General features: G+C 72.8%; 27 protein-coding genes. 5 read left to right on the forward strand and 22 right to left on the reverse strand.

Going from position 1 to position 25,656, the window contains the following annotated elements:
• Positions 1-122 precede the first annotated feature (122 nt).
• The 7 genes from QQX09_RS03095 to rho all read right to left on the reverse strand — a co-directional run bounded on the left by QQX09_RS03095 (position 123) and on the right by rho (position 6,805).
• Entirely contained in the window at positions 123-530 is a 408-nt protein-coding gene (locus QQX09_RS03095; protein WP_301131249.1) for a Cg1360 family ATP-synthase-associated protein, read from the reverse strand.
• Positions 527-1,798 (reverse strand): MraY family glycosyltransferase, encoded by a 1,272-nt coding sequence (locus tag QQX09_RS03100; protein ID WP_301131251.1) that lies wholly within the window; start codon positions 1,796-1,798, stop codon positions 527-529. Before QQX09_RS03100 ends, QQX09_RS03095 begins: the two co-directional genes overlap by 4 nt.
• Positions 1,795-2,442 (reverse strand): L-threonylcarbamoyladenylate synthase, encoded by a 648-nt coding sequence (locus QQX09_RS03105; RefSeq protein WP_301131557.1) that lies wholly within the window; start codon positions 2,440-2,442, stop codon positions 1,795-1,797. Before QQX09_RS03105 ends, QQX09_RS03100 begins: the two co-directional genes overlap by 4 nt.
• A gap of 16 nt (positions 2,443-2,458) precedes the next feature.
• A complete protein-coding gene (gene prmC / locus QQX09_RS03110; protein ID WP_301131253.1) occupies positions 2,459-3,349 on the reverse strand; it encodes a peptide chain release factor N(5)-glutamine methyltransferase in 891 nt (296 codons plus the stop codon).
• Positions 3,350-3,366: 17 nt separating this feature from the next.
• Positions 3,367-4,449: a peptide chain release factor 1 gene (gene prfA, locus QQX09_RS03115; RefSeq protein ID WP_301131254.1), complete on the reverse strand. Its 1,083-nt coding sequence runs from the start codon at positions 4,447-4,449 to the stop codon at positions 3,367-3,369.
• 13 nt (positions 4,450-4,462) lie between these two features.
• A complete protein-coding gene (gene rpmE / locus QQX09_RS03120; RefSeq protein ID WP_301131256.1) occupies positions 4,463-4,672 on the reverse strand; it encodes a 50S ribosomal protein L31 in 210 nt (69 codons plus the stop codon).
• A gap of 327 nt (positions 4,673-4,999) precedes the next feature.
• Positions 5,000-6,805 carry a transcription termination factor Rho gene (gene rho / locus QQX09_RS03125; RefSeq protein WP_436969042.1) on the reverse strand — a complete coding sequence of 602 codons (1,806 nt, stop codon included), beginning with the start codon at positions 6,803-6,805 and terminating at the stop codon, positions 5,000-5,002.
• 379 nt (positions 6,806-7,184) lie between these two features.
• Here rho and QQX09_RS03130 point away from each other — a divergent pair, with 379 nt between their 5' ends.
• From QQX09_RS03130 to QQX09_RS03140, 3 genes are read left to right on the forward strand one after another with little or no spacing between them, the layout of a single operon-like run.
• Positions 7,185-7,613 carry a DUF6325 family protein gene (locus QQX09_RS03130; RefSeq protein ID WP_301131259.1) on the forward strand — a complete coding sequence of 143 codons (429 nt, stop codon included), beginning with the start codon at positions 7,185-7,187 and terminating at the stop codon, positions 7,611-7,613.
• A 23-nt stretch (positions 7,614-7,636) separates the two neighbouring features.
• Positions 7,637-8,008, forward strand: coding sequence for an SHOCT domain-containing protein (locus QQX09_RS03135; protein ID WP_301131260.1), 372 nt, complete (start codon positions 7,637-7,639; stop codon positions 8,006-8,008).
• Positions 8,005-9,048: a TIGR00341 family protein gene (locus QQX09_RS03140; RefSeq protein ID WP_301131261.1), complete on the forward strand. Its 1,044-nt coding sequence runs from the start codon at positions 8,005-8,007 to the stop codon at positions 9,046-9,048. Before QQX09_RS03135 ends, QQX09_RS03140 begins: the two co-directional genes overlap by 4 nt.
• 16 nt (positions 9,049-9,064) lie before the next feature.
• Here QQX09_RS03140 and QQX09_RS03145 read toward each other — a convergent pair whose 3' ends face one another.
• From QQX09_RS03145 to QQX09_RS03170, 6 genes are all read right to left on the reverse strand, one after another.
• Positions 9,065-9,526, reverse strand: a complete 462-nt coding sequence (locus QQX09_RS03145; RefSeq protein WP_301131262.1) for a GyrI-like domain-containing protein — start codon at positions 9,524-9,526, stop codon at positions 9,065-9,067.
• Between the two features lie 78 nt (positions 9,527-9,604).
• Positions 9,605-11,599 (reverse strand): ABC transporter ATP-binding protein, encoded by a 1,995-nt coding sequence (locus QQX09_RS03150; RefSeq protein ID WP_301131263.1) that lies wholly within the window; start codon positions 11,597-11,599, stop codon positions 9,605-9,607.
• Complete coding sequence (locus tag QQX09_RS03155; protein WP_301131264.1) at positions 11,596-13,329, reverse strand: ABC transporter ATP-binding protein; 1,734 nt, start codon at positions 13,327-13,329, stop codon at positions 11,596-11,598. Before QQX09_RS03155 ends, QQX09_RS03150 begins: the two co-directional genes overlap by 4 nt.
• A gap of 5 nt (positions 13,330-13,334) precedes the next feature.
• Positions 13,335-13,934: a TetR/AcrR family transcriptional regulator gene (locus tag QQX09_RS03160; RefSeq protein ID WP_301131265.1), complete on the reverse strand. Its 600-nt coding sequence runs from the start codon at positions 13,932-13,934 to the stop codon at positions 13,335-13,337.
• 25 nt (positions 13,935-13,959) lie between these two features.
• Positions 13,960-14,562 carry a GNAT family N-acetyltransferase gene (locus QQX09_RS03165; RefSeq protein WP_301131266.1) on the reverse strand — a complete coding sequence of 201 codons (603 nt, stop codon included), beginning with the start codon at positions 14,560-14,562 and terminating at the stop codon, positions 13,960-13,962.
• Positions 14,559-15,512, reverse strand: a complete 954-nt coding sequence (locus tag QQX09_RS03170; RefSeq protein ID WP_301131267.1) for an FUSC family protein — start codon at positions 15,510-15,512, stop codon at positions 14,559-14,561. Before QQX09_RS03170 ends, QQX09_RS03165 begins: the two co-directional genes overlap by 4 nt.
• A gap of 36 nt (positions 15,513-15,548) precedes the next feature.
• Between QQX09_RS03170 and QQX09_RS03175 the strand changes: the two genes are divergently transcribed.
• Entirely contained in the window at positions 15,549-16,487 is a 939-nt protein-coding gene (locus tag QQX09_RS03175) for a trimeric intracellular cation channel family protein (RefSeq protein WP_301131268.1), read from the forward strand.
• On the opposite strand, the gene thrB is transcribed toward QQX09_RS03175, so the two are convergent.
• From thrB to QQX09_RS03195, 4 genes are all read right to left on the reverse strand, one after another.
• Positions 16,488-17,420: a homoserine kinase gene (gene thrB / locus QQX09_RS03180; RefSeq protein WP_367307541.1), complete on the reverse strand. Its 933-nt coding sequence runs from the start codon at positions 17,418-17,420 to the stop codon at positions 16,488-16,490.
• Between the two features lie 5 nt (positions 17,421-17,425).
• Positions 17,426-18,484 (reverse strand): threonine synthase, encoded by a 1,059-nt coding sequence (thrC, locus tag QQX09_RS03185; RefSeq protein ID WP_301131269.1) that lies wholly within the window; start codon positions 18,482-18,484, stop codon positions 17,426-17,428.
• A complete protein-coding gene (locus QQX09_RS03190) occupies positions 18,484-19,779 on the reverse strand; it encodes a homoserine dehydrogenase (RefSeq protein ID WP_301131270.1) in 1,296 nt (431 codons plus the stop codon). Before QQX09_RS03190 ends, thrC begins: the two co-directional genes overlap by 1 nt.
• 75 nt (positions 19,780-19,854) lie before the next feature.
• The gene (locus QQX09_RS03195) at positions 19,855-20,244 is read right to left on the reverse strand and encodes a winged helix-turn-helix transcriptional regulator (RefSeq protein ID WP_301131274.1); all 390 of its coding nucleotides are present in this window, start codon (positions 20,242-20,244) and stop codon (positions 19,855-19,857) included.
• 113 nt (positions 20,245-20,357) lie between these two features.
• Here QQX09_RS03195 and QQX09_RS03200 point away from each other — a divergent pair, with 113 nt between their 5' ends.
• Positions 20,358-21,212 carry an NAD(P)H-binding protein gene (locus QQX09_RS03200; RefSeq protein ID WP_301131276.1) on the forward strand — a complete coding sequence of 285 codons (855 nt, stop codon included), beginning with the start codon at positions 20,358-20,360 and terminating at the stop codon, positions 21,210-21,212.
• Positions 21,213-21,258: 46 nt separating this feature from the next.
• Here the strand turns inward: QQX09_RS03200 and QQX09_RS03205 are convergent, their stop codons facing one another.
• From QQX09_RS03205 to QQX09_RS03225, 5 genes are all read right to left on the reverse strand, one after another.
• Positions 21,259-21,465 (reverse strand): hypothetical protein, encoded by a 207-nt coding sequence (locus QQX09_RS03205; RefSeq protein WP_301131277.1) that lies wholly within the window; start codon positions 21,463-21,465, stop codon positions 21,259-21,261.
• A gap of 107 nt (positions 21,466-21,572) precedes the next feature.
• A complete protein-coding gene (locus QQX09_RS03210; RefSeq protein ID WP_301131278.1) occupies positions 21,573-21,728 on the reverse strand; it encodes a hypothetical protein in 156 nt (51 codons plus the stop codon).
• 86 nt (positions 21,729-21,814) lie between these two features.
• Positions 21,815-23,155: a diaminopimelate decarboxylase gene (gene lysA / locus QQX09_RS03215; protein ID WP_301131279.1), complete on the reverse strand. Its 1,341-nt coding sequence runs from the start codon at positions 23,153-23,155 to the stop codon at positions 21,815-21,817.
• 2 nt (positions 23,156-23,157) lie between these two features.
• Positions 23,158-24,831: an arginine--tRNA ligase gene (gene argS / locus QQX09_RS03220; RefSeq protein WP_301131280.1), complete on the reverse strand. Its 1,674-nt coding sequence runs from the start codon at positions 24,829-24,831 to the stop codon at positions 23,158-23,160.
• 9 nt (positions 24,832-24,840) lie between these two features.
• Positions 24,841-25,623: an MBL fold metallo-hydrolase gene (locus QQX09_RS03225; protein ID WP_301131281.1), complete on the reverse strand. Its 783-nt coding sequence runs from the start codon at positions 25,621-25,623 to the stop codon at positions 24,841-24,843.
• Positions 25,624-25,656: the final 33 nt, after the last annotated feature.

Here is a 25,656-nt window from a genome sequence, read left to right on the forward strand (position 1 = left end):
TCAGCGCTGACGACCGCGGCCAGTAGGTTCCCCACGAAGTCTCCTGTGCGAATGGCTTCTTGGGCGCGGACTACCGTCCGGCGCCGTTGACTGGCCGTAAGCCTAACGCATGGAACGCGGGACTAAGTACCCGGATCCGCGTACGGAATGCGCGCTTTGCGCAGCGTCGCCACGTCCACCACGAGCGACGCCACGATGCCCGTCACCGCGGTCGCCGCGAACGCCTCGCGATGGAACGATTCGACCCCCTGGAGCACCAGGAGCGCGACCACGATGACGAGCATCTTGCCCAGCCACGAGAACGCGACGATGCCTGCCATCACCTGGGGCGGCCGCCGGTGCCCGACGAGCATCGCGACCTGGGTCGGCACGGCCCCGAGCGCGGCGACGAGCGCCCCCACGAGGGCGCCCACGGCGCCGGCGGGCCCGGCCAGGGCCCACGCGACCGCTCCCCCGACGACGGCGATCGCGGCGAGCACGATCGACGTGAGACGGATGGCGCGGCGGTAGAGCTGCTCCTCGGCGGTCACTTCTCCTCCTCGGGGCGGGTGACGGGGGACGATGCGGGGGCGGGCGGGGCGGCGACGGCACCCTGGGCGGCGGCGACGGCGGGCGCGGGGTCCGCCTCCGCATCGTCCGGCTGCCTGCCCTCGGGCGTGATGCGCTGGAGCGCGAAGACCGCGTGGCCCGCGCGGCGCCACTGGCGCGAGAAGAACCGCGCGAGGCGCGGCGAGAAGGTGATGGCGGCGGCGATCGCGATCCCGATGCCGGTCGCCAGCGCGGCGCCCCACAGCGGCAGAAAGACGACCGAGATGGTGCCGAAGGACAGCACCGCGGTCCAGATGTACAGCACCGTCACCGCCCAGCGGTGCGAGTGGCCGCGGCGCAGCAGCAGGTGGTGGAGGTGGTGCTTGTCGGGCGAGAACGGCGAGTCCCCGCGCGCCGCGCGTCTGACCACCGCCGCCGTCATGTCGACGAGGGGCACGGCCAGCACCATGATCGGCAGCAGGATCGGGATGAAGGCGGGGATGCGCTCGCGCTCGGAGACCACGGCCGGGTCGATCTGGCCGGTGACGATGATCGCCGCCGCCGCGAGCATGAGCCCCAGCACCATCGAGCCCGAGTCGCCCATGAAGATGCGCGCCGGATGGACGTTGTGCGGCAGGAAGCCCAGGCATGCGCCCACGAGCAGCGCCACCACGATCGCCGCGAGCGACGAGTAGTCCCCCGGCGACGCGGAGCGCGCCAGCATGTACGTGTAGGTGAAGAACGCGAGGCCGCCGATCGCGATCATGCCGGCGGCGAGGCCGTCGAGGCCGTCGACGAAGTTGACCGCGTTCATCGCGATCACCACGACGAACACGGTCGCGATGAGCGAGACGTACGAGCTGCCGATGGTGACGCCGGCGATCGGCACCGTGACGAGCTGGACGCCGCCCGAGGCGAGCACGAGGCCCGCGAGGAACTGGCCCGCGAGCTTCGCCATCCAGTCGAGGTCGAAGATGTCGTCGATCATCCCGAGCGCGCACACGATCGCGGCGGCGCCGAGCACGGCCCAGGCCTCCCGCCCGGCCTCGAAGACCGGGAACAGGAACGGGATCGCCGAGGCGACCACGCCGGCGACGGCGAGCCCCAGGAAGATCGCGATGCCGCCGAGCCGCGGGATCGGGGTGGTGTGCACGTCGCGCGCGCGGACCGCGGTGATGGCGCCCACGCGGAACGCGAGGTGGCGCATCGCCGGCGTCGCGACGTACGTGACGAGCGCCGCGATCGCCATGAGGGTGAGGTAGACCTTCACCCGTCGTCACCTGCGACGGCGTCCTCCCCGACGATCTCGACGATGCGGTCGCGGGAGATCCCGCCCTCGCGCACGATGCGCAGGCGGTCGCCCGTCGCGTCGACGATCGTGGAGGCGACGCCGAGCGGGCTGTCGCCCGCGTCGAGGTAGACGGCCACCTTGTCGCCGAGCTGCTCCTCTGCGCCGGCCGCGCTGGTCGCCGCCGGCTCCCCGGTGCGGTTGGCGCTCGTCACGGCGAGCGGCCCGGTGCGGGTGAGCAGCGCGAGCGCGGCCTCGTGGTCGGGCACGCGCAGCGCGACGGTGCCGTGCGTGTCGCCGAGGTCCCACGCGAGCGACGGCTGCGACAGGACGATGACGGTGAGGGCACCGGGCCAGCACGCCTCCATGAGGGCGCGGGCCGGCTCGGACACCTCGCGGGCGAGCCCGTCCACGGTCCGCACGTCGGGGATGAGCACCGGCGGCGGCATCTGGCGGCCGCGGCCCTTGACGTCGAGCAGCCGCGCGACCGAGGGCGGGCTGAACGCGTCGGCACCCACGCCGTAGACGGTGTCGGTGGGCAGGACGATGACGGCGCCGCGGTTGACCGCGTCGACGGCGGCGTCGAGCGACGGCCCCCAGGTCGCGGGGTCGTGGGTGTCGAGGATCACGACGTCAAGTCTCTCAGACGCCCACCCGGGTCGCGACGAGCATGCGGTCGCGTCCGTTGAGGTCGGTGAGCGTGCGCACGTCGTCCCACCACTCCGACGACTCGGCGTACGCGCGCAGGGCGGGCCCCTGCTCGTCGCCGTGCTCCATGATGACGACGCCGCCGACCCGCAGCAGGCGCTGCGCCTCGTCGAGGATCGCGCGCGGCACCTCGAGGCCGTCGTTCCCGAGCCCGTACAGCGCCTGCGGCGGGTCGTGGAGCGCGACCTCGGGGTCGCGCGGGACGGCGTCGATCGGGACGTACGGCGGGTTGGTCACCACCACGTCCGCGCACGAGTCGAACTGGCGCAGGCAGTTGCGGGCGTCGCCGTACACCGAGCGCAGGCGCGTGCGCACGTCGGCGGGCTGGGCGCGCGCGTTGAGGCGCAGGTACACCAGCGCCTCCTCGCTCGCCTCGACCATCGAGACCTGCGCCTCGGGCACCTCGGTCGCGACGGAGATGCCGATCGCGCCGGAGCCCGCGCACAGGTCGGTGACCCGCACCGAGCCGCGCATCTCGAGGGCCTCGCGGGCGGCCGCGATGGCCACGCCCGCGACCACCTCGGTCTCGGGCCGCGGGATGAAGACGCCCGGCCCCACCTGCAGCTCGAGCGAACGGAAGTACGCCTTGCCGGTGATGTGCTGGAGCGGCTCGCGGTCGACGCGGCGGGTGACGCGCGCCTCGAGCAGGTCGAGGTCGGCACCCGGGGGCCACTCGTCGTCGCGCGCGGCGGCCGTGCGGATGTACGACGGCTCGAGGCCGAGCGTGTGCGCGATCAGCACGATCGCATCGTGATACGGCGACGGCACGCCGGCCTCGGCGAGGCGCTGGGTGGTCGCGCGCAGACGCGTTCCTACGGTGGGCACGCTCGGAGTCTAGAGCTTTACTCGGCCGCGGACAGGCGCGCGGCCTCGTCCGCGTCGATCGCGGACTGGATGACCGGCTGCAGGTCGCCCGCGAGCACCTGGTCGAGGTTGTACGACTTGTACCCCGTGCGGTGGTCCGCGATGCGGTTCTCGGGGAAGTTGTAGGTGCGGATGCGCTCCGAGCGGTCGACCGTGCGGATCTGCGACTTGCGCATGTCCTGGGCCTCGGCCTCGGCGGCCTCCTTCTGCGCGGCCAGGAGGCGGGCGCGCAGGATGCGCAGCGCCGACTCCTTGTTCTGCAGCTGGCTCTTCTCGTTCTGGCAGCTCACCACGATGCCCGTGGGCAGGTGCGTGAGGCGCACCGCGGAGTCCGTGGTGTTGACCGACTGGCCGCCGGGGCCCGACGAGCGGTACACGTCGACGCGCACCTCGTTCATGTCGATCTCGACCTCGGAGACCTCCTCGACCTCCGGGTAGACGAGCACGCCGGCGGCGGAGGTGTGGATGCGGCCCTGCGACTCGGTCGCGGGCACGCGCTGCACGCGGTGCACGCCGCCCTCGTACTTGAGCTGGGCCCACACGCCGTCCTCGGGCTCGACGGAGCCGCGCGCCTTGACGGCGACGGAGACGTCCTTGTACCCGCCCATGTCGGTGTGCACGGCCTCGAGGACCTCGGCCTTCCAGCCCTTGGCCTCGGCGAACTTGAGGTACATCTTCAGCAGGTCGCCCGCGAACAGCGCGGACTCCTCGCCGCCCTCACCCGACTTGATCTCGAGGATCACGTCGCGCGCGTCGTCAGGGTCGCGCGGGATGAGGATGCGCCGGAGGTGCTCGGTGGCCTCCTCGACGGCGCCTTCGAGGGCCGGGATCTCCGCGGCCATCTCGGGGTCGAGCTCCGCCAGCTCCGTGGCGGCCTCGAGATCGTCCTGGGCGGACTTCCAGGCACGATGCGCGGCGACGACGCGGCCGAGCTCCGCGAAGCGACGCCCGAGAGTGCGCGCCCGGCCCCCATCCGCGTGAACGGCGGGGTCGGCGAGCTGGTTCTCGATGTCGGCGTACTCGTCCAGCATGGGCTGGACGGCTGCGAAGGCTTCGGCCACGTCGTCGGACGCGTTACTTCTTGTTGCCGTAGCGGCGCTCGAAGCGCGCCACGCGACCACCGGTGTCCATGATCTTCTGCTTGCCCGTGTAGAACGGGTGGCAGGCCGAGCAGACCTCGACGCTGATCGCGCCGGCCTTCACGGTGGACTTGGTCTCGAACGTGCTACCGCAGGTGCACGTGACAGTGGTGGCCACGTACTCGGGGTGGATGTCCTTCTTCATGATCTCCCTTAGTTCGCCACCGGGTCCGACACGTCCCTCGCGTCGGTGAACCGGCAACCGTGGACCCCGTCCGCAGGCGGGGCCAACGCACTATTCTGCCATGCCTGTCAAGCCCGCGCCCCATCGCAGGTTCCCGGTGCCCGCGCATCGTCCCGTCGCCGCGTCCGGGTGCCCGCGCATCGTCCCGTCGCGGCCCCAGTGGTACCAATCGTTACGTTCACGCGCCGGAACGTCCTGATTGGTACCACTCGCGCGGCCGGGCCGGGCCACGACGCCGAAAGGCCGGGCCGACCGCATGGTCGACCCGGCCCCGGCTGCGCTCGAGCGCTACTTCTCCTCGTCCGAGCCCGGCGTGGTCTTGGCGACCTGCATGAGGAACTCGGCGTTGGTCTTGTTCTCCTTGAGCTTGCCCAGGAGCAGCTCGATGGCCTGCTGCTGCTCGAGCGCGGTGAGCACGCGGCGCAGCTTCCACATCACCTTGAGCTCCTCCTGGCTCATGAGGATCTCCTCGCGGCGCGTGCCCGACGCGTTGACGTCGACGGCCGGGAAGATGCGGCGGTCGGCGAGCGTGCGCGACAGCTTGAGCTCCATGTTGCCGGTGCCCTTGAACTCCTCGAAGATGACCTCGTCGGCCTTCGAGCCCGTCTCGACCAGCGCGGTCGCGAGGATGGTGAGCGAGCCGCCGTTCTCGATGTTGCGCGCGGCGCCGAAGAAGCGCTTGGGCGGGTAGAGCGCCGACGAGTCGACGCCGCCCGAGAGGATGCGGCCCGAAGCCGGCGCGGAGATGTTGTATGCGCGGCCGAGGCGGGTGATCGAGTCGAGCAGCACGACGACGTCGTGGCCCATCTCGACGAGGCGCTTGGCGCGCTCGATCGCAAGCTCGGCGACCGTGGTGTGGTCGTCGGCCGGACGGTCGAAGGTCGAGGCGATGACCTCGCCCTTGACCGTGCGCTGCATGTCCGTGACCTCCTCGGGGCGCTCGTCGACGAGCACGACCATGAGGTGGACCTCGGGGTTGTTCGTGGTGATCGCGTTGGCGATCGACTGCAGCACGAGCGTCTTGCCGGCCTTGGGCGGCGAGACGATGAGGCCGCGCTGGCCCTTGCCGATGGGTGCCACCAGGTCGATGACGCGGTTGGTCATGTTCCGCGGCTCGGTCTCGAGGTGGAGGCGGTGCTGCGGGTACAGCGGCGTGAGGTCGCCGAACGCGGGGCGGTTGCGCGCCTCGTCGGGGACCTGGCCGTTGACCTTGTCGACGCCCGCGAGCGCGTTGAACTTCTGGCGCTGGCCGCGCTCGCCCGGGCGGGGCGGGCGCACGGTGCCGGTGATGGCGTCGCCCTTGCGCAGGCCGTACTTCTTGATCTGGTTCATCGACACGTACACGTCCGACTTGCCAGGGAGGTACCCGGTGGTGCGGATGAAGGCGTAGTTGTCGAGGATGTCGACGATGCCGCCGACCGGGGTCAGCTCCTCGTCGTCGCGGATGTCGTCGTCGTCGAGCTGCTGCGTCGGGGCGCCCTCGACCACGTCGCGCTCGCGGCCGCGCCCGCGGCCACGGCCACGGCCACGGCGGCGGCGGCTGCCGCGCTCGTCGTCGTCCTGCGCCTGCTGGTCGCGGTCCTGCTGAGCGCCCTGCTGTGCACCCTGCTGCGCGCCCTGCTGGCGACGCTCGCCGCCCTGCTGCGAGCCCTCGGCGCGGTCGCGCTGCTGGCGCTCGCCGCGGGGCAGGTCGAGGCTGACGGCCTCCTTGGCGCGGCGCGCGCGGGACTCGGCGTCCTCGCCCTCCGACCTGTCGGCGGCGCCGTCCTTCGAGTCGCGGGCCAGGTCGAGGCTGACGGCCTCCTTGGCGCGGCGCGCGCGGGACTCGGCGTCCTCGGACTCGGCGGCCTCCGCGGGGGCCGCCTGGGGCGCCTCGGCGCGGCGGCGCGGCTGACGCGCGGCCTTGGGCTTGTCTGCCGCGGGCTTGTCTGCCGCGGGCTTGTCGTCGGTGCTGCCGGCCTTCTCGGCGCTCGGCTCCTTGGCGGGCACGACGCCGCCGTTCTTGATGGCCTCGACCAGGTCCTTCTTGCGCATGCGCGCGGTGCCGGAGACGCCGAGCTCGGCGGCGAGCGCCTGGAGCTGCGGAAGCTTCATCGCGGTGAGGGTGGCGGTCTGGTCGGGCGCCACGGTCGTGTCTGTCACGTACTGTCCTTTCCTCGCACGAGCCCCTGTGGCTCCAGAAGTGCGAGATCGTCCACGTGGGTACGGCTGACGGGCATCGTCGGCAGACGCCTGCAACGTGGATAGCGTTCGTCCGGGGCGCTGAGCGCCGTTCCGGGGGAAGCGCGACCAGGTTATCACCGCAGGCTTCACGGAACAATCACCCCTGGTGGTGACGCGCGTCACGTCCGCGACACCGGGTGCCGCCGCATCGTCCCTCGTTCCTGTTGCCGGTCCCCTGCGGCGGGCCTAGCCTGCGAGGAGGGGGCGCGCGGGCGTCCCAGGCCCCGCCTTCGAGCCAAGGAGCAGCGCCATGATCGGTCCCGTCGAGATCGTCACCATCGCCTTCGCGGAGAGCCGCTTCGACGGCTCGATCCTCGCGGAGATCAAGAAGCTCGTCGAGACGGGGGTGATCTCGATCGTCGACGCCATCGTCGTGCACAAGGACGATGCGGGGGACGTCGAGATCCTCGAGCTCGCCGAGATCACGGACGACCCGGAGGTGACCGCCCTGAGCGAGCTGCTCGCGCGTCTCGACGGGCTGCTCAACGACGAGGACGCCGAGATCCTCGCCGATTCGCTGCCGCCGGGCGCGTCCGCCGCGATCCTGTGCTTCGAGCACTCGTGGGTGGTGCCGCTGCGGGACGCGATCGCCGCGGCCGGCGGCGAGCTGCTCGACACCGTCCGGGTGCCGGGCCCGGTGGTCCAGGAGGTCCTCGACGCCGTGCGCGCCGAGGCATAGGGAGGAGCGGGACGATGCGCAGGATGGGACGACCGGGACTGGTGGGCACGATGGCGCGGACGGCGGTCATCGCCGGCACCGCGCAGGCGGTGGGCGGGCGCGTCTCGCGCCGGCAGAACCAGCGCTGGAGCGCGCAGGAGCAGCAGGCCCAGCAGGAGCAGTACGCCGCGGACCAGCAGGCCTACCAGGCGCAGCAGTCGCAGGCGCAGATGGCGGCGATGCAGGCGGAGCTCGCGCAGCTCCAGCAGCAGCAGGCGCCGGCCCAGGTGGAGGCGGCGCCGGCGGGCGGCGGGGGCGACCTCATGGGCGAGCTGCAGAAGCTCGCGCAGATGAAGGAGGCCGGCATCCTCTCCGACGCCGAGTTCGCGGCCGCCAAGGCGAAGCTCCTCGGGTGACCTCCGCGGCGTCGGCACCTCGCGAGTCGCGCCGCGGCGCGAGGCTCAACTCCGTCGACTACATGCGGGAGGCCGTCTTCTTCGACGGCGAGCGCGTCCGAGCCCAGCACACGCGCTTCTGGCTGCTGCTCATCCTCGCGTCGATCATCGCGACCGCCGGCGTCGTCGCGGACTCCACGGCGACCGTGATCGGCGCGATGATCGTCGCCCCGCTCATGCGCCCCATCCAGGGCACGATGCTCGCGACGGTGCTGGGCGACCGTCGCAACCTCAGCCGGTCGGTCGTCATCATGGTCGCGGGCGTGGCCGCCGTCATCGCGATCGGCTTCCTGTTCGGCCTGGTGCTGATCCAGGACATCTCCGCGGCCACCAACGCCCAGGTCGCCGGCCGGGTCTCGCCGAAGGTGGTCGACCTGCTCGCGGCGCTCGCGACGGGCATCGTGGGCTCGATCGCGCTGCTGCGCTCCGACATCTCCGACACCCTGCCCGGGGTCGCCATCGCGATCTCGCTCGTGCCGCCCCTCGCCGTGGTCGGGCTCACCCTGGAGTCGGGGCACGTCTCCCAGGCGGCGGGCGCGATGCTGCTGTTCACCACCAACGTCGCCGCGATCCTCGCGACCGGGTCGGTCGTCATGGCCATCTACGGCTACGCGAAGCTGCGGATCGAGCTGGCGGACGACAAGGAGGCGGAGCGACGCCGGCGCGCACGCAGCTACCTCACGACCATCCTGCTGCTGCTGGCGGTGTCGGTGCCGCTGACGTACTCGTCGCTCAAGACCATCGAGGACCGCACGCGCATGGCGCGGGTGACCGCGTTCGTCGAGGAGGCGACCGAGGGCACGCGCTGGTCGATCGTGTCGATCGATCCGCGCGAGGCCAGCCGCATCCTGGTGATCGTCAAGGGTGCGCCGCCGCTGCCGGACGTCGCCGCGGTCTACGACGCGATGGCGGGCGAGGGGCTCGACGTCTCCCTGATCGACCTCGAGTTCATCCCCGCGTACGACTTCGACTCCGAGCACCTCGAGTCGCCCGAGACCTGACGCCGAGCGGCTCGCCTCAGGAACCGACCGGGAACTCGATGCGCGTCCGCAGCTCGGCCTCCGGCGTCACGTCGGGGTCGTCGAGGTAGATCTCGCGCGGGCCGCCGGCGATCTGCAGGCCCTGCTCGCCGATCGCGGCCCAGATCGCCTGGTAGGTCGCGCCGAGCCCCGCGTACGGCCCCACGTGCGTCGCGGTCGCGACCGTCCTGCCCGGCAGGGTCTGCACGTCCGCGCCCTCGAGCTCGGCGACGTCGGGATCGATCGGCACCGCGACCACCATGAGCAGCGGCTCCCCCTCGACCATCGACTCGGGGTACCACGTGAGCGGCGGTCCCGCGGGGGTGAGACCCCGGCGGTCGATCGCCGTCATCACGGCGCCGAAGCCGTCCGCCATGGCCGGCCCGATCTCCTCCATGGGCGCCCGTCGGGCGACGGACGCCACCGGGAGCGGGTCGACCTCGACGATCTCGAGCTCCATGGTCGCCTCCCACGCGGGCGTCCCACGGCGGTCCGGACCCGCCCCACCACCCTACGGCCGAGGGCGACGGGGCGCGCGTCAGATCCGGTCCACGCCCGCGTCGTCCAGCTCCTCGCCGCGATGCGGCGGGGCGCCCGGGTGCGGCACCGACGGATCGTCGAAGACGGTCACGAGCTCGCCGGTGGTCGGGTCCACCGGGTCGATCGGCGGCTCGACCTCCTCGAGCGGCGCCGCGAACTGCGCCTCGTACAGCCGCGCGTACGCGCCCTTGGCCTTGAGGAGCTCCCCGTGGTTCCCCTGCTCGACGATGCTGCCGTTCTCCATCACCAGGATGAGGTCCGCGTCGCGGATGGTCGACAGGCGGTGGGCGATGACGAAGGCGGTGCGGTCCTGGCGCAGCTTGGCCATCGCGCGCTGGACCAGCAGCTCGGTGCGGGTGTCCACCGACGAGGTCGCCTCGTCGAGGATGAGCACCTGCGGCTGCGCCACGAACGCGCGGGCGATCGTGACGAGCTGGCGCTCTCCGGCCGAGAGGTTGGTCGCGTCGTCGTCCAGCACGGTGTCGTAGCCGTCGGGCAGCGAGTGCACGAAGCGGTCCACGTAGGCCGCCTTCGCCGCGGCGAGGATCTCCTCCTCGGTGGCGTCCGTGCGGCCGTACGCGATGTTGTCGCGGATGGTGCCGCCGAACAGCCACGTGTCCTGCAGCACCATGCCGGTGCGCGAGCGCAGGTCCTGGCGGGTCATCGCGGCGGTGTCCGTGCCGTCGAGCGTGATGCGGCCGCTGGTGAGCTCGTAGAAGCGCATGACGAGGTTGACCAGCGTGGTCTTGCCCGCGCCGGTCGGCCCCACGATCGCGACCGTGCGGCCGGGCTCGACCACCAGGTCGAGGTTGTCGATGAGCGGCTTGTCCTCGACGTAGCGGAACGACACGTCCTCGAACACGAGGCGGCCGTGGTCGTCCACGGGGCTCTCGGCCGGCTCCGGGTCCGCGCCCTGCTCCTCGGCGTCGAGCAGCTCGAACACGCGCTCGGCGCTCGCCACGCCCGACTGCAGCAGGTTCGCCATGGAGCCGAGCTGGCTCACCGGCTGCTGGAACTGCCGCGAGTACTGGATGAAGGCCTGGACGTCGCCGAGCGTCATGGTGCCGTTCGCCACGCGCAGGCCGCCGACGACCGCGATGGCCACGTAGACGAGGTTCCCGATGAACATCGCCGAGGGCATGATGATGCCGGAGATGAACTGCGCGCCGAAGCTGGCCTCGTAGAGCTGCTCGTTCTTGCGCGCGAACTCCTCGCGCGACTCGCGGCCGCGGCCGAAGACCTTGACGAGCGTGTGCCCGGTGTAGGCCTCCTCGATCTGCGAGTTGAGGTCGCCGGTGTGCCTCCACTGCGCGACGAACTTGGGCTGCGAGCGCTTCGCGACGAGCGCGACGATCACGGTGGTGAGGGGGATGGAGACGAGCGCGACGAGCGCGAGCCCCCACGAGATCGAGAACATCATGATGAGGATGCCGATCACGGTGAGCACCGAGGTGAAGATCTGGCTCAGCGTCTGCTGGAACGTCTGCGCGATGTTGTCGATGTCGTTGGTGACGCGGCTGAGGAGGTCGCCGCGCTGGTGGCGGTCGAAGTAGCTGAGCGGCAGCCGGTGGATCTTGTCCTCGACGTCCTGGCGCAGGCGGTACATGGTGCGCTGCGTCACGCCGTTGAGGATGAACCCCTGGAGGAGGCCCAGCACCGTCGAGCCGATGTAGATGAGCACGACCCACAGGAGGATGCCGTGGAGCTTGGGGAAGTCCACGCCGCCCGCGAGGAACCCCTCGAAGATCACGGTGGTCGCGTTGCCGAGGATCTTGGGGCCGACGACGGACAGCGCGACGGAGCCGACACCGAGGAAGGCGACGACGACGACCAGGGCGATCTCGGGCCTCAGCAGCCCGGCGAGCCGCTTGCCGGACTCGACGAAGTTGCCCGCCTTCTCGCTCGGGGCGCCCATCCCGGGCCCCCCGGGGCCGTGCTGACGCGGCGGAGGCTTCGGCGCGTCCCGCTTCTCCGCGGTGGCGTTGTCGCTCATCCGGCCACCTCCTCGGCCCGCATCTGGGTACTGACGATCTCCTGGTAGGTGGGCGACGTCTCGAGCAGCTGCGCATGCGTGCCGCGATCGACGATGCGTCCGTCCTCCATCACCAGGATCAGGTCCGCATCGACGATGCTCGAGACCCGCTGGGCCACCACGATCACGGTCGCATCGGTGACGTCGCGCGCGAGCGCGGCGCGGAGCCGCGCGTCGGTGGCGGTGTCGAGCGCCGAGAACGAGTCGTCGAAGATCAGCACGTCGGGCTCGCGCACGAGCGCGCGGGCGATCGACAGGCGCTGGCGCTGGCCGCCCGACACCGTGGTGCCGCCCTGCGCGACCGGCGTGTCGAGCTGGTCCGGCATCGCACGGACGAAGTCCTCGCCCTGCGCGATCGCGAGCGCCGACCACAGCTCCTCGTCCGTGGCCTCCTCGCGGCCGTAACGCAGGTTGGAGCCGACCGTGCCCGCGAACAGGTAGGGCCGCTGGGGCACCAGGCCGATGCGCGACCACAGGGACTCGAGGTCCGCTCGCCGCACGTCGAGCCCGCCGACGGTGACCGAGCCCTCGCTCACGTCGTGGAGCCGCGGGATGAGGCTGATGAGCGTGGTCTTGCCCGCGCCGGTGGAGCCGATGATCGCGGTGGTCGTGCCGCGCCGCGCCGTGAACGAGATGTCCGACAGCACCGGCTGCTCGGCGCCCGGGTAGGTGAACGTCACCCGGTCGAAGACCACCTCGCCGGTCGAGGGGACCGGGGCCGCCGCATCGTCCCCCTGCACCGTGCTCTCGGTGCCGAGCACCTCGCCGATGCGGTCCGCGGCGACCGCGGCACGCGGGACGAGGACGAACAGGAACGTGGCCATCACCACCGAGAAGAGGATCTGGGCGAGGTAGCTGAGGAACGCGGTGAGGGCGCCGACCTGCATCTCCCCCGCGTCGATCCGGTAGCCGCCGAACCAGATCACCGCCGCCGAGCCGGCGTTCACGACGAACAGCACCAGGGGGAACATCGCCGCCATGAGCCGGCCGGCCTTGAGCGCGGACTCCGTCACGAGCGCGTTGGCGTCGGCGAAGCGCTCCTCCTCGACGGGCTCGCGCACGAACGCGCGCACCACCCGGATGCCGGTGAGCTGCTCGCGCAGGACGCGGTTGATGCCGTCGATGCGCGTCTGCATGCGGCGGAAGTGCGGCACCATGCGCCACACGATGAGGAGCACGATGACGACGAGCAGCGGGATGGCGACCGCCATGATCCAGCTGAGCTCGGGGTCCTGCTCGATCGCGAGCGCGATGCCGCCGATGAGGGTGAAGGGCGTGGTCATGAACATGGTGCATGTCATCACCACGAGCATCTGGACCTGCTGGACGTCGTTGGTGGTGCGGGTGATGAGCGACGGCGCACCGAAGCGCTGCACCTCGGCCTCGGAGTACGTCGCGACCCGTCCGAACACGTCCCGACGCAGGTCCCGTCCGACCCGCATCGCGAGCTTCGCGCCGAAGTAGACGGCGGTGATCGTGCACACGAGCCCGACGAACGACAGCGCGAGCATCCACCCGCCCATGCGCCAGATGTAGTCCGTGTCACCGGTGGCGACGCCCTTGTCGATGATGTCGGCGTTGAGCGTCGGCAGGTAGAGGTTGACGATGGCCTGGGCGCACTGGAACACGACCACGCCGGCGAGCAGGGGCCAGTACGGCCGGACCGAGGCGACGAGCAGCCTCCAGAGCATAGGGATCAGTCCCCTTCCTTGGCGATGCCGTGCAGGATGAAGTCGGCGAGCTCGGACGGATCCGAGGCACCTCCGGTGGTGAGGAACGGCATCGTGGTGCCGAACACCAGGATGCGCAGATAATCGACGGCTGTCGCGACGGGGACGCGCAGCCGGGCCGCGTCCGGGGCGAGCAGCCGCTCGACGACGCCGGTCGCCTCGGCGAGCGGCGGCTTGCGGTGGCCGTGGCCGTCGGACCCCGTGTGCCGCGCGTGCTCGCGCGGACCGAGCGCCGTCATGAAGCGCACCACCCCCGACACGCGGCCGTGGAGCGCGCTGACGATGACCTCGATCTTGGCCTCGAGGCTCAGGGCGGGGTCCACGCCGTCGAGGAAGGCGAGGATCTCGGTGGGGTCCATCACGCGGGCGATCGCCGCGTCGATGAGCGCGTCCTTGTCGGGGAAGGCCCGGAACACGGTGCCCTCGGCGATCCCGGCGGCGTCCGCGAGCTCGCGCGTGGTGACCTCGGCGCCGCGCTCGAGCAGCAGCGGGACCGCCGCGTCGAGGATCTGCTCGCGCCGCGCCTCGGGGGACATCGGGCGGGCCCGGCCGGTCTTCGCGCTCACCCCGCCACCGTAAGTGAGTGAGCACTCACTCCGCAAGCGGTGGCGGTGCCAGCCGGCGCGCGAAGGTGACCGTCGCATCGTCCCCTCCGACGGCCTCGAAGCCCACCCGCGGGTAGAAGGCCTGCGCCCCCGCGTTGGCGCGCTCGGCGACGAGGTGCACTCCGGCGACGCCCCTGCCGGCGAGCAGGGCGCATGCGGCCTCGATCAGCGCCCGGCCGGCGCCCCGGCCCTGCTGGTCCGGCAGCAGGTCGATGTGGAGGTGGGCGGGGAAGAGATCGAGCCGCGGGGTCAGCATGCGCGACGGGTCCCCGGCGGACGGGAGCAGCCACGCGTCGTCGGGGGTGCGCTCCGCGTGCGTCGGGCCGACCCGCGGCCACCAGTCGTCGACGAACCACCGCTGGAACACCGCGGTGTCGGACGTGCCGAGCACGTAGCCGCGCGCCTCGCCCCCGTCGTCCCAGACGAGGCAGAAGCCGCCCGGCCCGCGGAGGTACGGCGTGGCGTAGACGTCCGCGAGCACGGTGTCGTCGCCGAAGCGGCCCGTCGCATCGTCCCCCTGGGCGCCGGTGAGCAGGCAGATCCGGGCGATCGCGGCGTGGTCCGCGGCGGTCGCCGGACGGATGCTCACGCCGCCTCGCGGTCCCGCTCGAGACGCGCGATGAGCAGCGCCAGGCCGACCGCCAGCACGACGCCCACGACCGTGAGGCCGATGCGCTGGAGGGCGGCGTCCCATGCGCCCGCCGGCGAGGCGGCTCCGGCCAGGAGGACGATGACGGCGGCGGTGAACGCCGCGCCGCGGATCTCGTCCTTGGCGATGCTCCACGCGAGCCCGCCGACGGCCGCGGCGACGGCGAGCGCGATCGCCAGCCAGGCCGGCAGCACCGACGACAGCACGGCGCCCGCGAGCGTGCCGACCACCGTGCCGACCACCCGCCGCCGCGCACGCGCCGTGGTCTCGCCGCGGACGGGCACCAGCACCGCGCTGAGGGCGACCACGAGCCACAGCGCGTGCTCGAGCTCGAGCGCGCGCCCGATCCCGATCGCGACCCCCGAACCGGCGGCCAGGGCGGCCACGTAGACGAGGCCGGTGCGCCGCGGCAGCGCCGCGGCCGGCAGGCGCGCGAGCCCGAGCGCCGCGAGCGCCAGCGGCACCCCGACGGCGGCGGCCGCGACGCCGACCATCGCCGCCCACGGCCCGATGTCGGCTGCCGCGGTGCCGGCGACCGCGAGCACCACCGGCGCCGTGCCGGCCACCGGGCCGTAGCGCAGCACCACCGGGAGGGTCACCGCGGCCGAGGCCGCCGTGAGGAGGCCCAGCAACAGCGCATCGTCCCTCGCGAGCGTCGCGAGCGCCGCCAGCACGGCGATCGCGAGCCCGAGAGCCATCGCATGCCAGCGCGGCCCGCTCATCAGCGACACCATCACGACGGTGAGGCCGCCCAGGGCCGCGCCGACACCGGCGCCGACGCCGGCCGCCCATCCGACCGCGACCGCCACGGCGACGAGGACCGCCACCACGACGGCTGCCAGCCGCAACGCCTTCCCGGGCGGAACGATCGCCGGTCTGCCTGATCCCATGCGACGAGCCTAGGGCCGCGCCCGTAGGCTCGTGCCGTGATCGTCGCAGCAGATCTCATCGACATGCCCCAGTGGATCTACGTCGCCGCCGTGTTCATCGGCGCGCTCGGCGGGGCGATCCGCGCCGGCGAGGACGAGCACACCGACCTCGTCGGGGTCCTCACGCTCTCCGCCGCCATGGGCTTCGGCGGCGCGATCATCCGCGACATCCTGCTCGGACGCCTCCCCCCGCAGTCGCTGCGCGACCCGTCGTACTTCGTCGCCGCCGGCGTCGCGGCCGGCATCGGCATGCTGTTCCTCTACTACCTGCGCAAGCTGGGCCAGCTGCTGTGGTGGCTCGACTCGATCATCATCGGCGTGTTCGCCGTCGTCGGCGTCAACACCGCGCTGCTCACCGGGGTGCGCTGGCTGCCAGCGATCGTGATCGGCATGATCGCGTCCGTCGGCGGGCTGATGCTGTGCGACGTGCTCCAGGGCAGGCCGTCGTCGATCATGTACATGGGCCCGCCGAACGCGGTCGCGGGCCTCGGCGCGGGCGTCGCGTACGTGCTGCTCGCCCGCCCGACCGAGCCGATCGTCACGCTCGTGCTGTCGACCGCCGTCGCCGTGCTGATCCGGCTGTCCGGGCAGGTGTTCCACGTGAGCGTGCCGCAGCCCCGCAAGCATGCGTACGAGCTCAAGATGCGGCGCGCGTTCCGGGTCGCACGCAAGGAGGGCACGCTTCCCGAGGGCATCGGCGAGCTCAGCCCCGCCACCGGCTCCCTCGCCGCGGTCACGCTCGCGCATCCGCAGCCGACGGCAGAGCCCGAGGTGTGGGACGAGGCCGATGACGACGTCGACGCGAGCGCCCCGACCGAGACCCTGGTGATCGACGAGTACGGCCCCGGGCTCGGGCAAGCCTCGCCGTCGCAGGAGTGGGCCGCGGCCGTGGAGGCGGAGGACTCCGGGGAGCCCGAGGAGGACCAGACGGCGTAGCTAGAGCCGCACGCCGGTCGCGCCGGGCACGCGCTCGCGCGTGTGGATGCAGTGCCAGCGGTCGCCGCCGATGCCCTCGGCCCACGACAGCAGCCCGGTGCCCAGGCCCGCCTCCTCCAGGCCCGTGCCGAGCACGAGCACCGACGGGCCCGCACCCGAGACCACCGCCGCCAGCCCGCGCGAGCGCAGCTCCCGCACCATCGCGGTCGCGGGGCCGAGCACGTCGGCGCGGTAGCCCTGGTGGAGCTTGTCCTCGGTCGCCGCGAGGAGGTCCTCGGGACGGCCGGCCAGCGAGTTCACCAGCAGCGCGGCGCGGCCCACGTTGAACGCCGCGTCCACGTGCGGCACCTTCGCGGGCAGGACGGCGCGGGCCTCCTTGGTCGGGAGGGTCGATCCCGGCACGAGCACGGCCGTCTCGATCTCGTCGGACACGATCAGCGGGCGGGCATGCACGCCCGCCGCGTCCTTCCACGCGACGGTGGCGCCGCCGTAGATCGCGGGCGCCGCGTTGTCGGGGTGGCCCTCGAACGCGTTGGCGAGCGTCAGCACCTCGGAGGCCGGCAGCGCCTCGGGCTCCGCGATGAGCGACCGGGCCGCGACGATGCCCGCGACGACGGCCGCCGCCGACGAGCCGAGGCCGCGGCCGTGCGGGATGCGGTTGACCGCGCGGATCGACAGGCCGGTCTGCGACGCGCCCACGTGGTCGAGCGCCGCACGCAGCGCCTGCACCACGAGGTGGGACTCGTCGCGCGGCAGGGAGCCGGCACCCTCGCCCTCGATCTCGACCTCCACGGAGGACGATGCGACGGCGCGCACCTCGAGGTCGTCGACCAGGCCCAGCGCCATGCCCAGCGCGTCGAAGCCGGGTCCCAGGTTCCCGGCCGTCGCGGGCACGGAGACGCGGACATGGTCCGCGGCGAGCCGCATGGCCATGGCCGCTACAGGCCGAGCGCCGCCGCGGCGGCCTCGACGTCGACCGGGATGACGGTGGGCTCGACCTCGCGGCCGCCGAGCGCGGTCGCGGTGTCCTTGAGGCCGTTGCCCGTCACGGTGCACGTGATGGTCGCGCCGCGCGGCACCTCGCCGAGCGCGGCCGCCGCGAGCAGGCCCGCGATGGGCGCCGCCGAGGCGGGCTCGACGAACACGCCGACGTCCGCCGCGAGGCGCGCCTGCGCGTGCAGGATCTGCTCGTCGGACACCGCGCGGATCCAGCCGCCGGACTCGTCCCGCGCGTTGATCGCGAGGTCCCACGACGCCGGCTTGCCGATGCGGATCGCGGTCGCGACCGTCTCGGGGTCCTTGATGGGGTGGCCGGCGACGAACGGCGCCGCACCGGCGGCCTGGACTCCCCAGATGCGCGGCGTGCGCGACGCGATGCCCGCCTCCGCGTACTCGGTGAAGCCCATCCAGTAGGCGGAGATGTTGCCGGCGTTGCCGACCGGGAGCATGTGGATGTCGGGGGCGTCGCCCAGCTGGTCGACGATCTCGAACGCGCCCGTCTTCTGCCCCTGCAGGCGGTACGGGTTGACCGAGTTCACCAGGGCGATCGGGTAGTTCTCGGACAGCTCGCGCACGATGTCGAGGCATTCGTCGAAGTTGCCGTCGACCTGCACGAGGTCCGCGCCGTGCACGATGGCCTGCGCCATCTTGCCGGCCGCGATCTTGCCCTGCGGGATCATGACGACGCAGCGGAGGCCCGCGTGCGCGGCGTAGGCCGCGGCGGAGGCGGACGTGTTGCCGGTGGACGCGCACACCACGGTGTGGTCGCCGTCCTTGACCACCTGGGTGATCGCGGAGGTCATGCCGCGGTCCTTGAACGATCCGGTCGGGTTCATGCCCTCGACCTTGACGAACACCTCGGCGCCCACCTCCGAGGAGATCGACGGCGCGTGGACGAGCGGCGTGCCGCCCTCGCCCAGGGAGACGATGCGGTCGCCCTCGTCGAAGGGCATCCGGTCCAGGTACTCGCGGATGATCCCGCCCCACACGTGCGCCACTACTCCCCCTCGATCCTCAGCACGGACTTCACCTCGGCCACGGCGTCGCTCGCGCGCAGCTCCTCGACGGTCGCACGCAGATCCCGCTCGGGCGCCGCATACGTCGACAGGATGAGCCCCGCGTGCGTCTGCCCCGGCACCTGCCGGACGATCTCGATGCCGACGTCGTGCTTCTGGAACACCGCGGCGACGGCCGCGAGCACGCCGGGGCGGTCCTCGACCGCCATGCGCACCGAGTACCGCGTGAGCGCGGCGTCCATCGGCAGCACCTCGTGCGCCGCGTAGTTCGACTCGCGCGGCCCCTTGCCGCCGATCGCCTTGTGACGCGCGACCGACACGATGTCGCCGAGCACCGCCGAGGCGGTGGGCGTGCCGCCCGCGCCCTGGCCGTAGAACATGAGGCCGCCGGCGGACTCGGCCTCGATGAAGACCGCGTTGAACGCGCCGTGGACGCCGGCGAGCGGGTGGTCCTCGGACACGAGCGCGGGGTGCACGCGCACCGTCACGCCGCCCTCGGTGCGCTCCGCGATCGCGAGCAGCTTGATGACCTGGCGGGTCTCGCGCGCCGCGATCACGTCGTCCGCGGTGATCGCGGAGATGCCCTCGCAGTAGACGTCGGCCAGCGCGACCCGCTGGTGGAACGCGAGCGACGCGAGGATCGCGGCCTTGGCCGCCGCATCGTGCCCCTCGACGTCGGCGGTCGGGTCCGCCTCGGCGTAGCCGAGCTCCTGCGCCTGCCTGAGGGCGACGTCGTAGTCGAGCCCGCGGCGCGTCATCTCGTCGAGGATGTAGTTGGTGGTGCCGTTGACGATGCCGAGGATGCGCGTGATGTGGTCGCCCGCGAGCGACTCGCGCACCGGGCGCACCAGCGGGATCGCACCGGCGACGGCCGCCTCGAAGTAGAGGTCGACGTTCGCGGCGTCGGCCGCCTCGTACAGCTCGGGGCCGTGGGCCGCGACGAGCGCCTTGTTCGCCGTCACGACGGAGGCGCCGCCCGCGATCGCCTCGAGGATCAGGGTGCGGGCCGGCTCGATGCCGCCCATGAGCTCGACCACCACGTCGGCCTGCGCGACCAGCGCGGACGCGTCCGACGTGAGCAGCTCGCGCGGGATGTGGGGGCCGCGGTCCTTGGACGTGTCGCGGGCGTGGATGCCGACGATCTCGAGCGGCGCGCCCACGCGCGCGGCGAGGTCCTCGGCCTCCTGCGTCAGCAGACGCACGACCTCCGAGCCGACGGTTCCGGGGCCGAGGAGGGCGATCTTGACGGGGGGAAGGGGGCTGGGCACGGCTCCCACTCTAGCGTTATGGGAGGGTCCGCCCGGGCGGCCCGGACGGGGGGACGATGCGTCGGCCGGGAGGGCCGGAGCGGGTCACCTGGCGTCGTAGTCGAGCCGCGCGCGGTCGATCTCCGGCACGGCGCCCTCGAGCACGTCCGCGAGCCCGCGCAGGCCCTCCGCGACGCGCGTGCCGAGCGGGGTGAGCGCGTAGTCGACGCGGGGCGGGATGGTGCCGGCGACGTCGCGGGTGAGCAGCCCGTCGCGCTCGAGGCCGCGCAGCGCCTGGGCGAGCATCCGCTCGCTCACGCCCTCGACGCGGCGCCGCAGCTCCCCGAAGCGGTGGGGACCCTCGGCGAGCGCGAGGAGCACGAGCGAGGACCAGCGCGAGGTGACGTCCTCGAAGGCCGCGCGCGAGGTGCAGGCGCGCGCGAACACGTCCGTCACCAGCGCCGGCGACGGGTCCGCGGCCTCGTTCCCCTCCACGCGGCCCACTGTACGTCCTCGATCGCGTGCACGACTGGAATGGATGGTACTTACTTATCGTTAGTGCGATCGAGCGGCGGGCGTCGGGCCCGCTCCCCACGGAAGGACATCCCATGACCACGTACGCCGTCACCGGCGCCAGCGGCCACCTCGGCCGTCTCATCGTCGAGAGCCTCCTCGCGCGCGGCACCGCGCCCGCCGACGTCGTCGCGATCGCCCGCACGACCGCGAAGGTCGAGGACCTCGCCGCGCGCGGCGTCGAGGTGCGCTTCGGCGACTACACGGATGCGGCGTCGCTCGACGCGGCCCTCGCGGGCGTCGACCGCCTCGCGCTCGTGTCCGGCTCGGAGGTCGGCCAGCGCGTCGCGCAGCACCGCGCCGTCATCGGCGCCGCGGAGCGCGCGGGCGTCTCCCGCCTCGTCTACACGTCGATCCTCGCCGCGGACACCACGAGCAACCCGCTCGCCCCGGAGCACCTCGCGACCGAGCAGGCGCTGGCCGCCTCGCCCATCCCCGCGACGATCCTGCGCAACAGCTGGTACCTGGAGAACTACACCGGTCAGATCGGCACGTACGCCGCGACCGGCACGGTCCTGGGCGCGACGGGCGGGGCGACCATCGCCGCCGCGACCCGCGCGGACTACGCCGAGGCGGCCGCCGTCGCGCTGCTCCAGGACGCGGACGGCGAGGTGTACGAGCTCGCGGGCACGCGCTTCACCCTCGCCGACCTGGCCTCCGCGGTCGCGACCGCGACCGGCGCCGAGATCGCGCACTCCGACGTGACCGTCGAGCGCCTCGCCGCCACGTTCGAGGAGGTCGGCATGGACGCCGGCGCGGCCGCGTTCTGGGCGGCGATCGACGGCTCGATCGCCAAGGGCGAGCTCGACACCTCGCGCACCGACCTCGAGGACCTCATCGGCCGGCCGGCGACGCCGCTCGCCGACGCGGTCGCTGCGGCCCGGCCCTGACGCCCGCGGAGGGTCCCCGCACCGGGGACCCTCCGGCGGCCGCGGTCTACAGGTACCGCGCCTCGTCGCCGCCCTCGGCCTCGGGGGCGTCGTCGAGCGGCTCCACGGGGCCGTCGGCCGGCGCCTCCTCGTCGATCTCGTCCTCGGGGTCGACGGAGCTGTCGTAGTCCGCCGCCTCGGCCTCGCGCTCGCGCTCGACCTCGGCCGTCAGCTCGACCAGCGCCTCGGTGTCCGCGTCGTACTGCTCGGTCATCACGCACCTCCTGGGCTCCCGGATCGCGAGGGCGACGGCGCCCTCCCTCGGGTGAACGCACGCGGGCGGCCGGGACGTTCCTGCGCACGCGAGCCTCGGACGGAGGCTCAGTCGTCGTGCCGCTCGATCGGATGCAGGATCTCCATGTCGACGGCGACGGGCGGGATCACGTCGCCCGCATCGTCGTCGGGCGCCTCGTCCCACTCGCTCGTGGGTGCGGGGTCGAATACGCCGAGGTGCGGCTTGTCGGTTCCGGCGGGCATGGCGGCTCCCTTCGTCGCTGGCGGGGACTCCCTCCCAGTGAACCGCGCCGCGGCCCGTCGCGCGCGGCGAGGGACGATGCGCGCGGTCAGTCCGGCGCGACGTCCCAGCTGAAGAGGTCCTCGAGGGTGTCGCGACGGACCAGCAGCTCGGCCTCGCCGTCCCTGACCGCGACGACCGCGGGCCGCAGCACGGAGTTGTAGTTGCTGGCCATCACGCGGCCGTACGCGCCGGTCGCGGGCACCGCGAGCAGGTCGCCGCGGGCGACGTCGTGCGGGAGGTCGACGTCGCGGACCACGATGTCGCCGCTCTCGCAGTGCTTGCCGACCACGCGGCTCAGCACCGGCTCGACGGTGGACAGGCGCGACGCGACGGTCGCGGTGTACTCGGCGCCGTAGGTGATGGTGCGCATGTTGTCGCTCATGCCGCCGTCGACCGCGACGTACTGGCGCTCGCCGCCCTCGTCGAGGCCCACGCGCTTCACCACGCCGACCCGGTACAGCGTCAGGCCCGCCGGCCCGGCGATCGCGCGGCCCGGCTCGATCGACAGGTGGGGCCACGTGCCGCCGACCTTCTCGACCGCGGCCGCGACCGCCTCGGCCATGCCCGTGGCGGCGTCCGCGGGGGTGAGCTCCTCGCCGTGCGGCGTGTAGCGGATCGCGTAGCCGCCGCCGAGGTCCACCTCGGGCAGGTCGACGCCGACCTCGGCGCGGAAGGCCGCGCGCAGGCCGAGCATCCGCTCCGCGCTCTCCTGGAAGGCCGCGAGCGACAGGATCTGGCTGCCGATGTGGGTGTGGATGCCGCGCAGGTCGAGCCCCGCGGCGTCGTGGCACTCGACCAGCGCCTCGAAGGCGGCGCCGGCCGCGAGCGACAGGCCGAACTTCTGGTCCTCGTGCGACGTGGCGATGTACTCGTGCCCGCCCGCGTGCACGCCTGTGGTGACGCGCACGAGCACCGGCGCGACCTTCCCCATCTCGCGCGCGATCGCGTCGAGCGTCTCGATCTCCGTGAACGAGTCCACGATGATGCGGCCCACGCCCACCTCGAGCGCGCGCCGCAGCTCCGCGTCGGACTTGTTGTTGCCGTGCAGGCCGATGCGCGAGGCCGGCATGCCGCCGCGCAGCGCGAGCTCGAGCTCGCCGCCCGACGCGACGTCCATGCACAGGTCCTCGGCGCGCATCCAGCGCGCGACCTTCGACGAGAGGAACGCCTTCGACGCGTAGTAGACGTCGACCCTGGCGCCGTGGCGGCCGAAGGCGGCGGTGAAGGAGTCGCGGAACGCGGCGGCGCGCGCCCGCATGTCCTCCTCGTCGACCACGTACAGCGGCGTGCCGAAGCGGCCCGCGAGCTCGCGCACGTCGACGCCGCCCACGGACAGGGCGCCGTCCTCGCCGCGCGCGACGGTCCTCGAGAACACGGCGGCGGTCATCGTCACATCCTCTCGGGGGCGGCCACGCCAAGCAGGTGGAGGCCGTTGCGCAGCACCTGGCCCGTCGCATCGTTCACCCACAGGCGCGTGCGGTGGAGGTCGGTGACCTCCTCGTCGCCCTGCGGCGTGACGCGGGTGCGGTCGTACCACTGGTTGAAGGCCGCGGCCACGTCCTCGAGGTAGCGCGCGATGCGGTGCTGCTCGCGGAACTCGACGGCCTGCGCGACCACGCGCGGGAACTCGCCGAGGATGCCGAGCAGCTTGGCCTCCGACTCGTGCGTGAGCAGCGACGGGTCGAAGCCGTCCTCGCGGCGGATGCCGTACTCGGCGGCGTTGCGCGCGACGCCGGCGGTGCGGGCGTGCGCGTACTGGACGTAGAACACGGGGTTCGAGTTCGACTGCGAGGCGAGCAGGTCGAGATCGATGTCGATCGGCGTGTCCGCGCTCGAGCGGGCCAGCGCGTACCGGGCGGCGTCGACGCCGACGGCCTCGACGAGGTCCTCGATCGTCACCACGGTGCCGGCGCGCTTGGACATGCGGACCGGCTTGCCGTCCTTGACGAGGTTGACCAGCTGGCCGATCTTCACCTCGACGGTGTCGGCGTCGTCGCCGAACGCGGCCGCGGCGGCCTTGAGGCGCGCGATGTAGCCGTGGTGGTCCGCGCCGAGCAGGTAGATGCACAGGTCGGCGCCGCGGTGGCGCTTGTCCTTGAAGTACGCGAGGTCTCCCGCGATGTACGCGGGACGGCCGTCGGACTTGATGACGACGCGGTCCTTGTCGTCGCCGTAGTCGGTCGAGCGGAGCCACCAGGCGCCGTCCTTCTCGTACAGCGCGCCGGTGGACTTCAGCTGCTCGATGGCCTTGTCGACGGCGCCCGAGTGGTGCAGCGAGTCCTCGTGGAAGTACACGTCGAAGTCGACGCCGAACGCGTGGAGCTGGTCCTTGATCTGCTGGAACATCAGCGCGACGCCGTGCTTGCGGAAGAACTCCAGCTGCTCCTCGCGGGGCAGCTCGAGCGGGTCGCTGTAGCCGCCCGCGGCGGCCTCGGCCATCACCTCGTTGGCGATGTCCTGGATGTACTCGCCGCCGTAGCCGTCCTCGGGCGCATCCTCGCCGGTGACGACCGCGAGCAGCGACGCCGCGAAGCGGTCGATCTGCGCGCCGTGGTCGTTGAAGTAGTACTCGCGCACCACCTCGGCGCCGTGGAACTCCAGAAGGCGCGCGAGCGAGTCGCCCACGGCCGCCCAGCGGGTGCCGCCGATGTGGACGGGGCCGGTGGGGTTCGCGGAGACGAACTCGACGTTGACGACCTTGCCGGTGAGGGACTCGCCGCGGCCGTAGTCGTCGCCGAACTCGACGATGCCCTTGGCGAGCAGGCCGGCGGCGTCCGCGTCGAGGCGGATGTTGATGAAGCCGGGGCCCGCGACGTCGGCCGACGCGATGCCGTCGATCTCGGCGAGGCGCTCGACCAGGGTCTCGGCGAACTCGCGGGGGTTGGTGCCCGCCTTCTTCGCGAGCTGCATGGCGACGTTGGTCGCCCAGTCGCCGTGCTCGCGCTGACGCGGTCGCTCGACGCGCACCTCCGGGACGTCGAACGGGGACAGCTGGAAGTCGCTGTCGTCGATGCCGGCCAGGATGGCGGCGCGGATGGTCGCGGAGAGCTCTTCGGGGGTCACCAGGCCATTCTAGGCGTGGGCGGGCGTGGTCCTCGCGCGCGGCAGCCGGACCGCCGCCCCCTTCTCCAGGAGGACGATGCGGTCGCGGGCCGGGTCGCCCTCGACGGCCCTGCGGAAGGCGGCCCGCGGCTCGGAGAAGTGGGCCCAGTCGTCGACGTGGACGGGGACGACGGCCGCCGCGGGCCACAGGTCCGCGATCGCCGCGGTGCGCGCGGCGTCGACGGTGAGCAGCGCATCGTCCAGCCGGGCCACCCGCGCGGCGCCGGCGCACACCAGCGCGATGCCCACGTCCGGGAAGCGGTGCGCGACCTGCGCGGCGACCTCGACCTCCGAGTTGTCGCCGGAGAAGTACAGGGTGGGCTGCTCCGGCGCCTCGAGGACGAAGCCGGTGACCTCGGCCAGCCGGTCGAGCATCGAGGAGGGGCCGTGCTGCGCGGGGACCGCGGTGATGCGGACGGGCGCGTGCGCCCCGTAGACGGTCACGCTGTGCCACGGCTTGAGCCCGACGACGCCGGGGTTGCGGGAGGCCGCGCCCGGCGTCGACAGCACGTGCCCGGCGCCCGCGAGCGCGGCGCGGCCCGCGTGGTCGAGGTTGTCCTCGTGCTCGTCGTGCGACAGCAGCACGAGGTGGACGTGCCCGATGTGCTCGGGGCCGAAGGCGGGCCCCGCCAGCTTGGCGAGGTTGCCGTAGGCGCCGGGCGGGTCGAACGTCGGGTCGGTGAGGAGGGTGAGGCCGGCGTAGCCGACCACCACGGTGGGGCCGCCCACCAGGGAGAGCTCGACATCGGGCATGCGATCAGTGTGGCCCGCGGCGCGCGCGGCTGC

Source organism: Demequina litoralis (assembly GCF_030418455.1).
In the GTDB taxonomy this organism is placed as follows: domain Bacteria; phylum Actinomycetota; class Actinomycetes; order Actinomycetales; family Demequinaceae; genus Demequina; species Demequina litoralis.

Bases quoted from the DNA above. Each gene is read 5' to 3' on its own strand.
- rpmE (WP_301131256.1), bottom strand. From the start codon at position 4,672: ATGAAGAAGGACATCCACCCCGAGTACGTGGCCACCACTGTCACGTGC.
- rho (WP_436969042.1), bottom strand. From the start codon at position 6,805: ATGAAGCTTCCGCAGCTCCAGGCGCTCGCCGCCGAGCTCGGCGTCTCC.
- QQX09_RS03130 (WP_301131259.1), top strand. From the start codon at position 7,185: ATGATCGGTCCCGTCGAGATCGTCACCATCGCCTTCGCGGAGAGCCGC.
- QQX09_RS03135 (WP_301131260.1), top strand. From the start codon at position 7,637: ATGGGACGACCGGGACTGGTGGGCACGATGGCGCGGACGGCGGTCATC.
- QQX09_RS03145 (WP_301131262.1), bottom strand. From the start codon at position 9,526: ATGGAGCTCGAGATCGTCGAGGTCGACCCGCTCCCGGTGGCGTCCGTC.
- QQX09_RS03150 (WP_301131263.1), bottom strand. From the start codon at position 11,599: ATGAGCGACAACGCCACCGCGGAGAAGCGGGACGCGCCGAAGCCTCCG.
- QQX09_RS03155 (WP_301131264.1), bottom strand. From the start codon at position 13,329: ATGCTCTGGAGGCTGCTCGTCGCCTCGGTCCGGCCGTACTGGCCCCTG.
- QQX09_RS03170 (WP_301131267.1), bottom strand. From the start codon at position 15,512: ATGGGATCAGGCAGACCGGCGATCGTTCCGCCCGGGAAGGCGTTGCGG.
- thrB (WP_367307541.1), bottom strand. From the start codon at position 17,420: ATGGCCATGCGGCTCGCCGCGGACCATGTCCGCGTCTCCGTGCCCGCG.
- QQX09_RS03200 (WP_301131276.1), top strand. From the start codon at position 20,358: ATGACCACGTACGCCGTCACCGGCGCCAGCGGCCACCTCGGCCGTCTC.
- QQX09_RS03205 (WP_301131277.1), bottom strand. From the start codon at position 21,465: ATGACCGAGCAGTACGACGCGGACACCGAGGCGCTGGTCGAGCTGACG.
- QQX09_RS03210 (WP_301131278.1), bottom strand. From the start codon at position 21,728: ATGCCCGCCGGAACCGACAAGCCGCACCTCGGCGTATTCGACCCCGCA.
- lysA (WP_301131279.1), bottom strand. From the start codon at position 23,155: ATGACCGCCGCCGTGTTCTCGAGGACCGTCGCGCGCGGCGAGGACGGC.
- QQX09_RS03225 (WP_301131281.1), bottom strand. From the start codon at position 25,623: ATGCCCGATGTCGAGCTCTCCCTGGTGGGCGGCCCCACCGTGGTGGTC.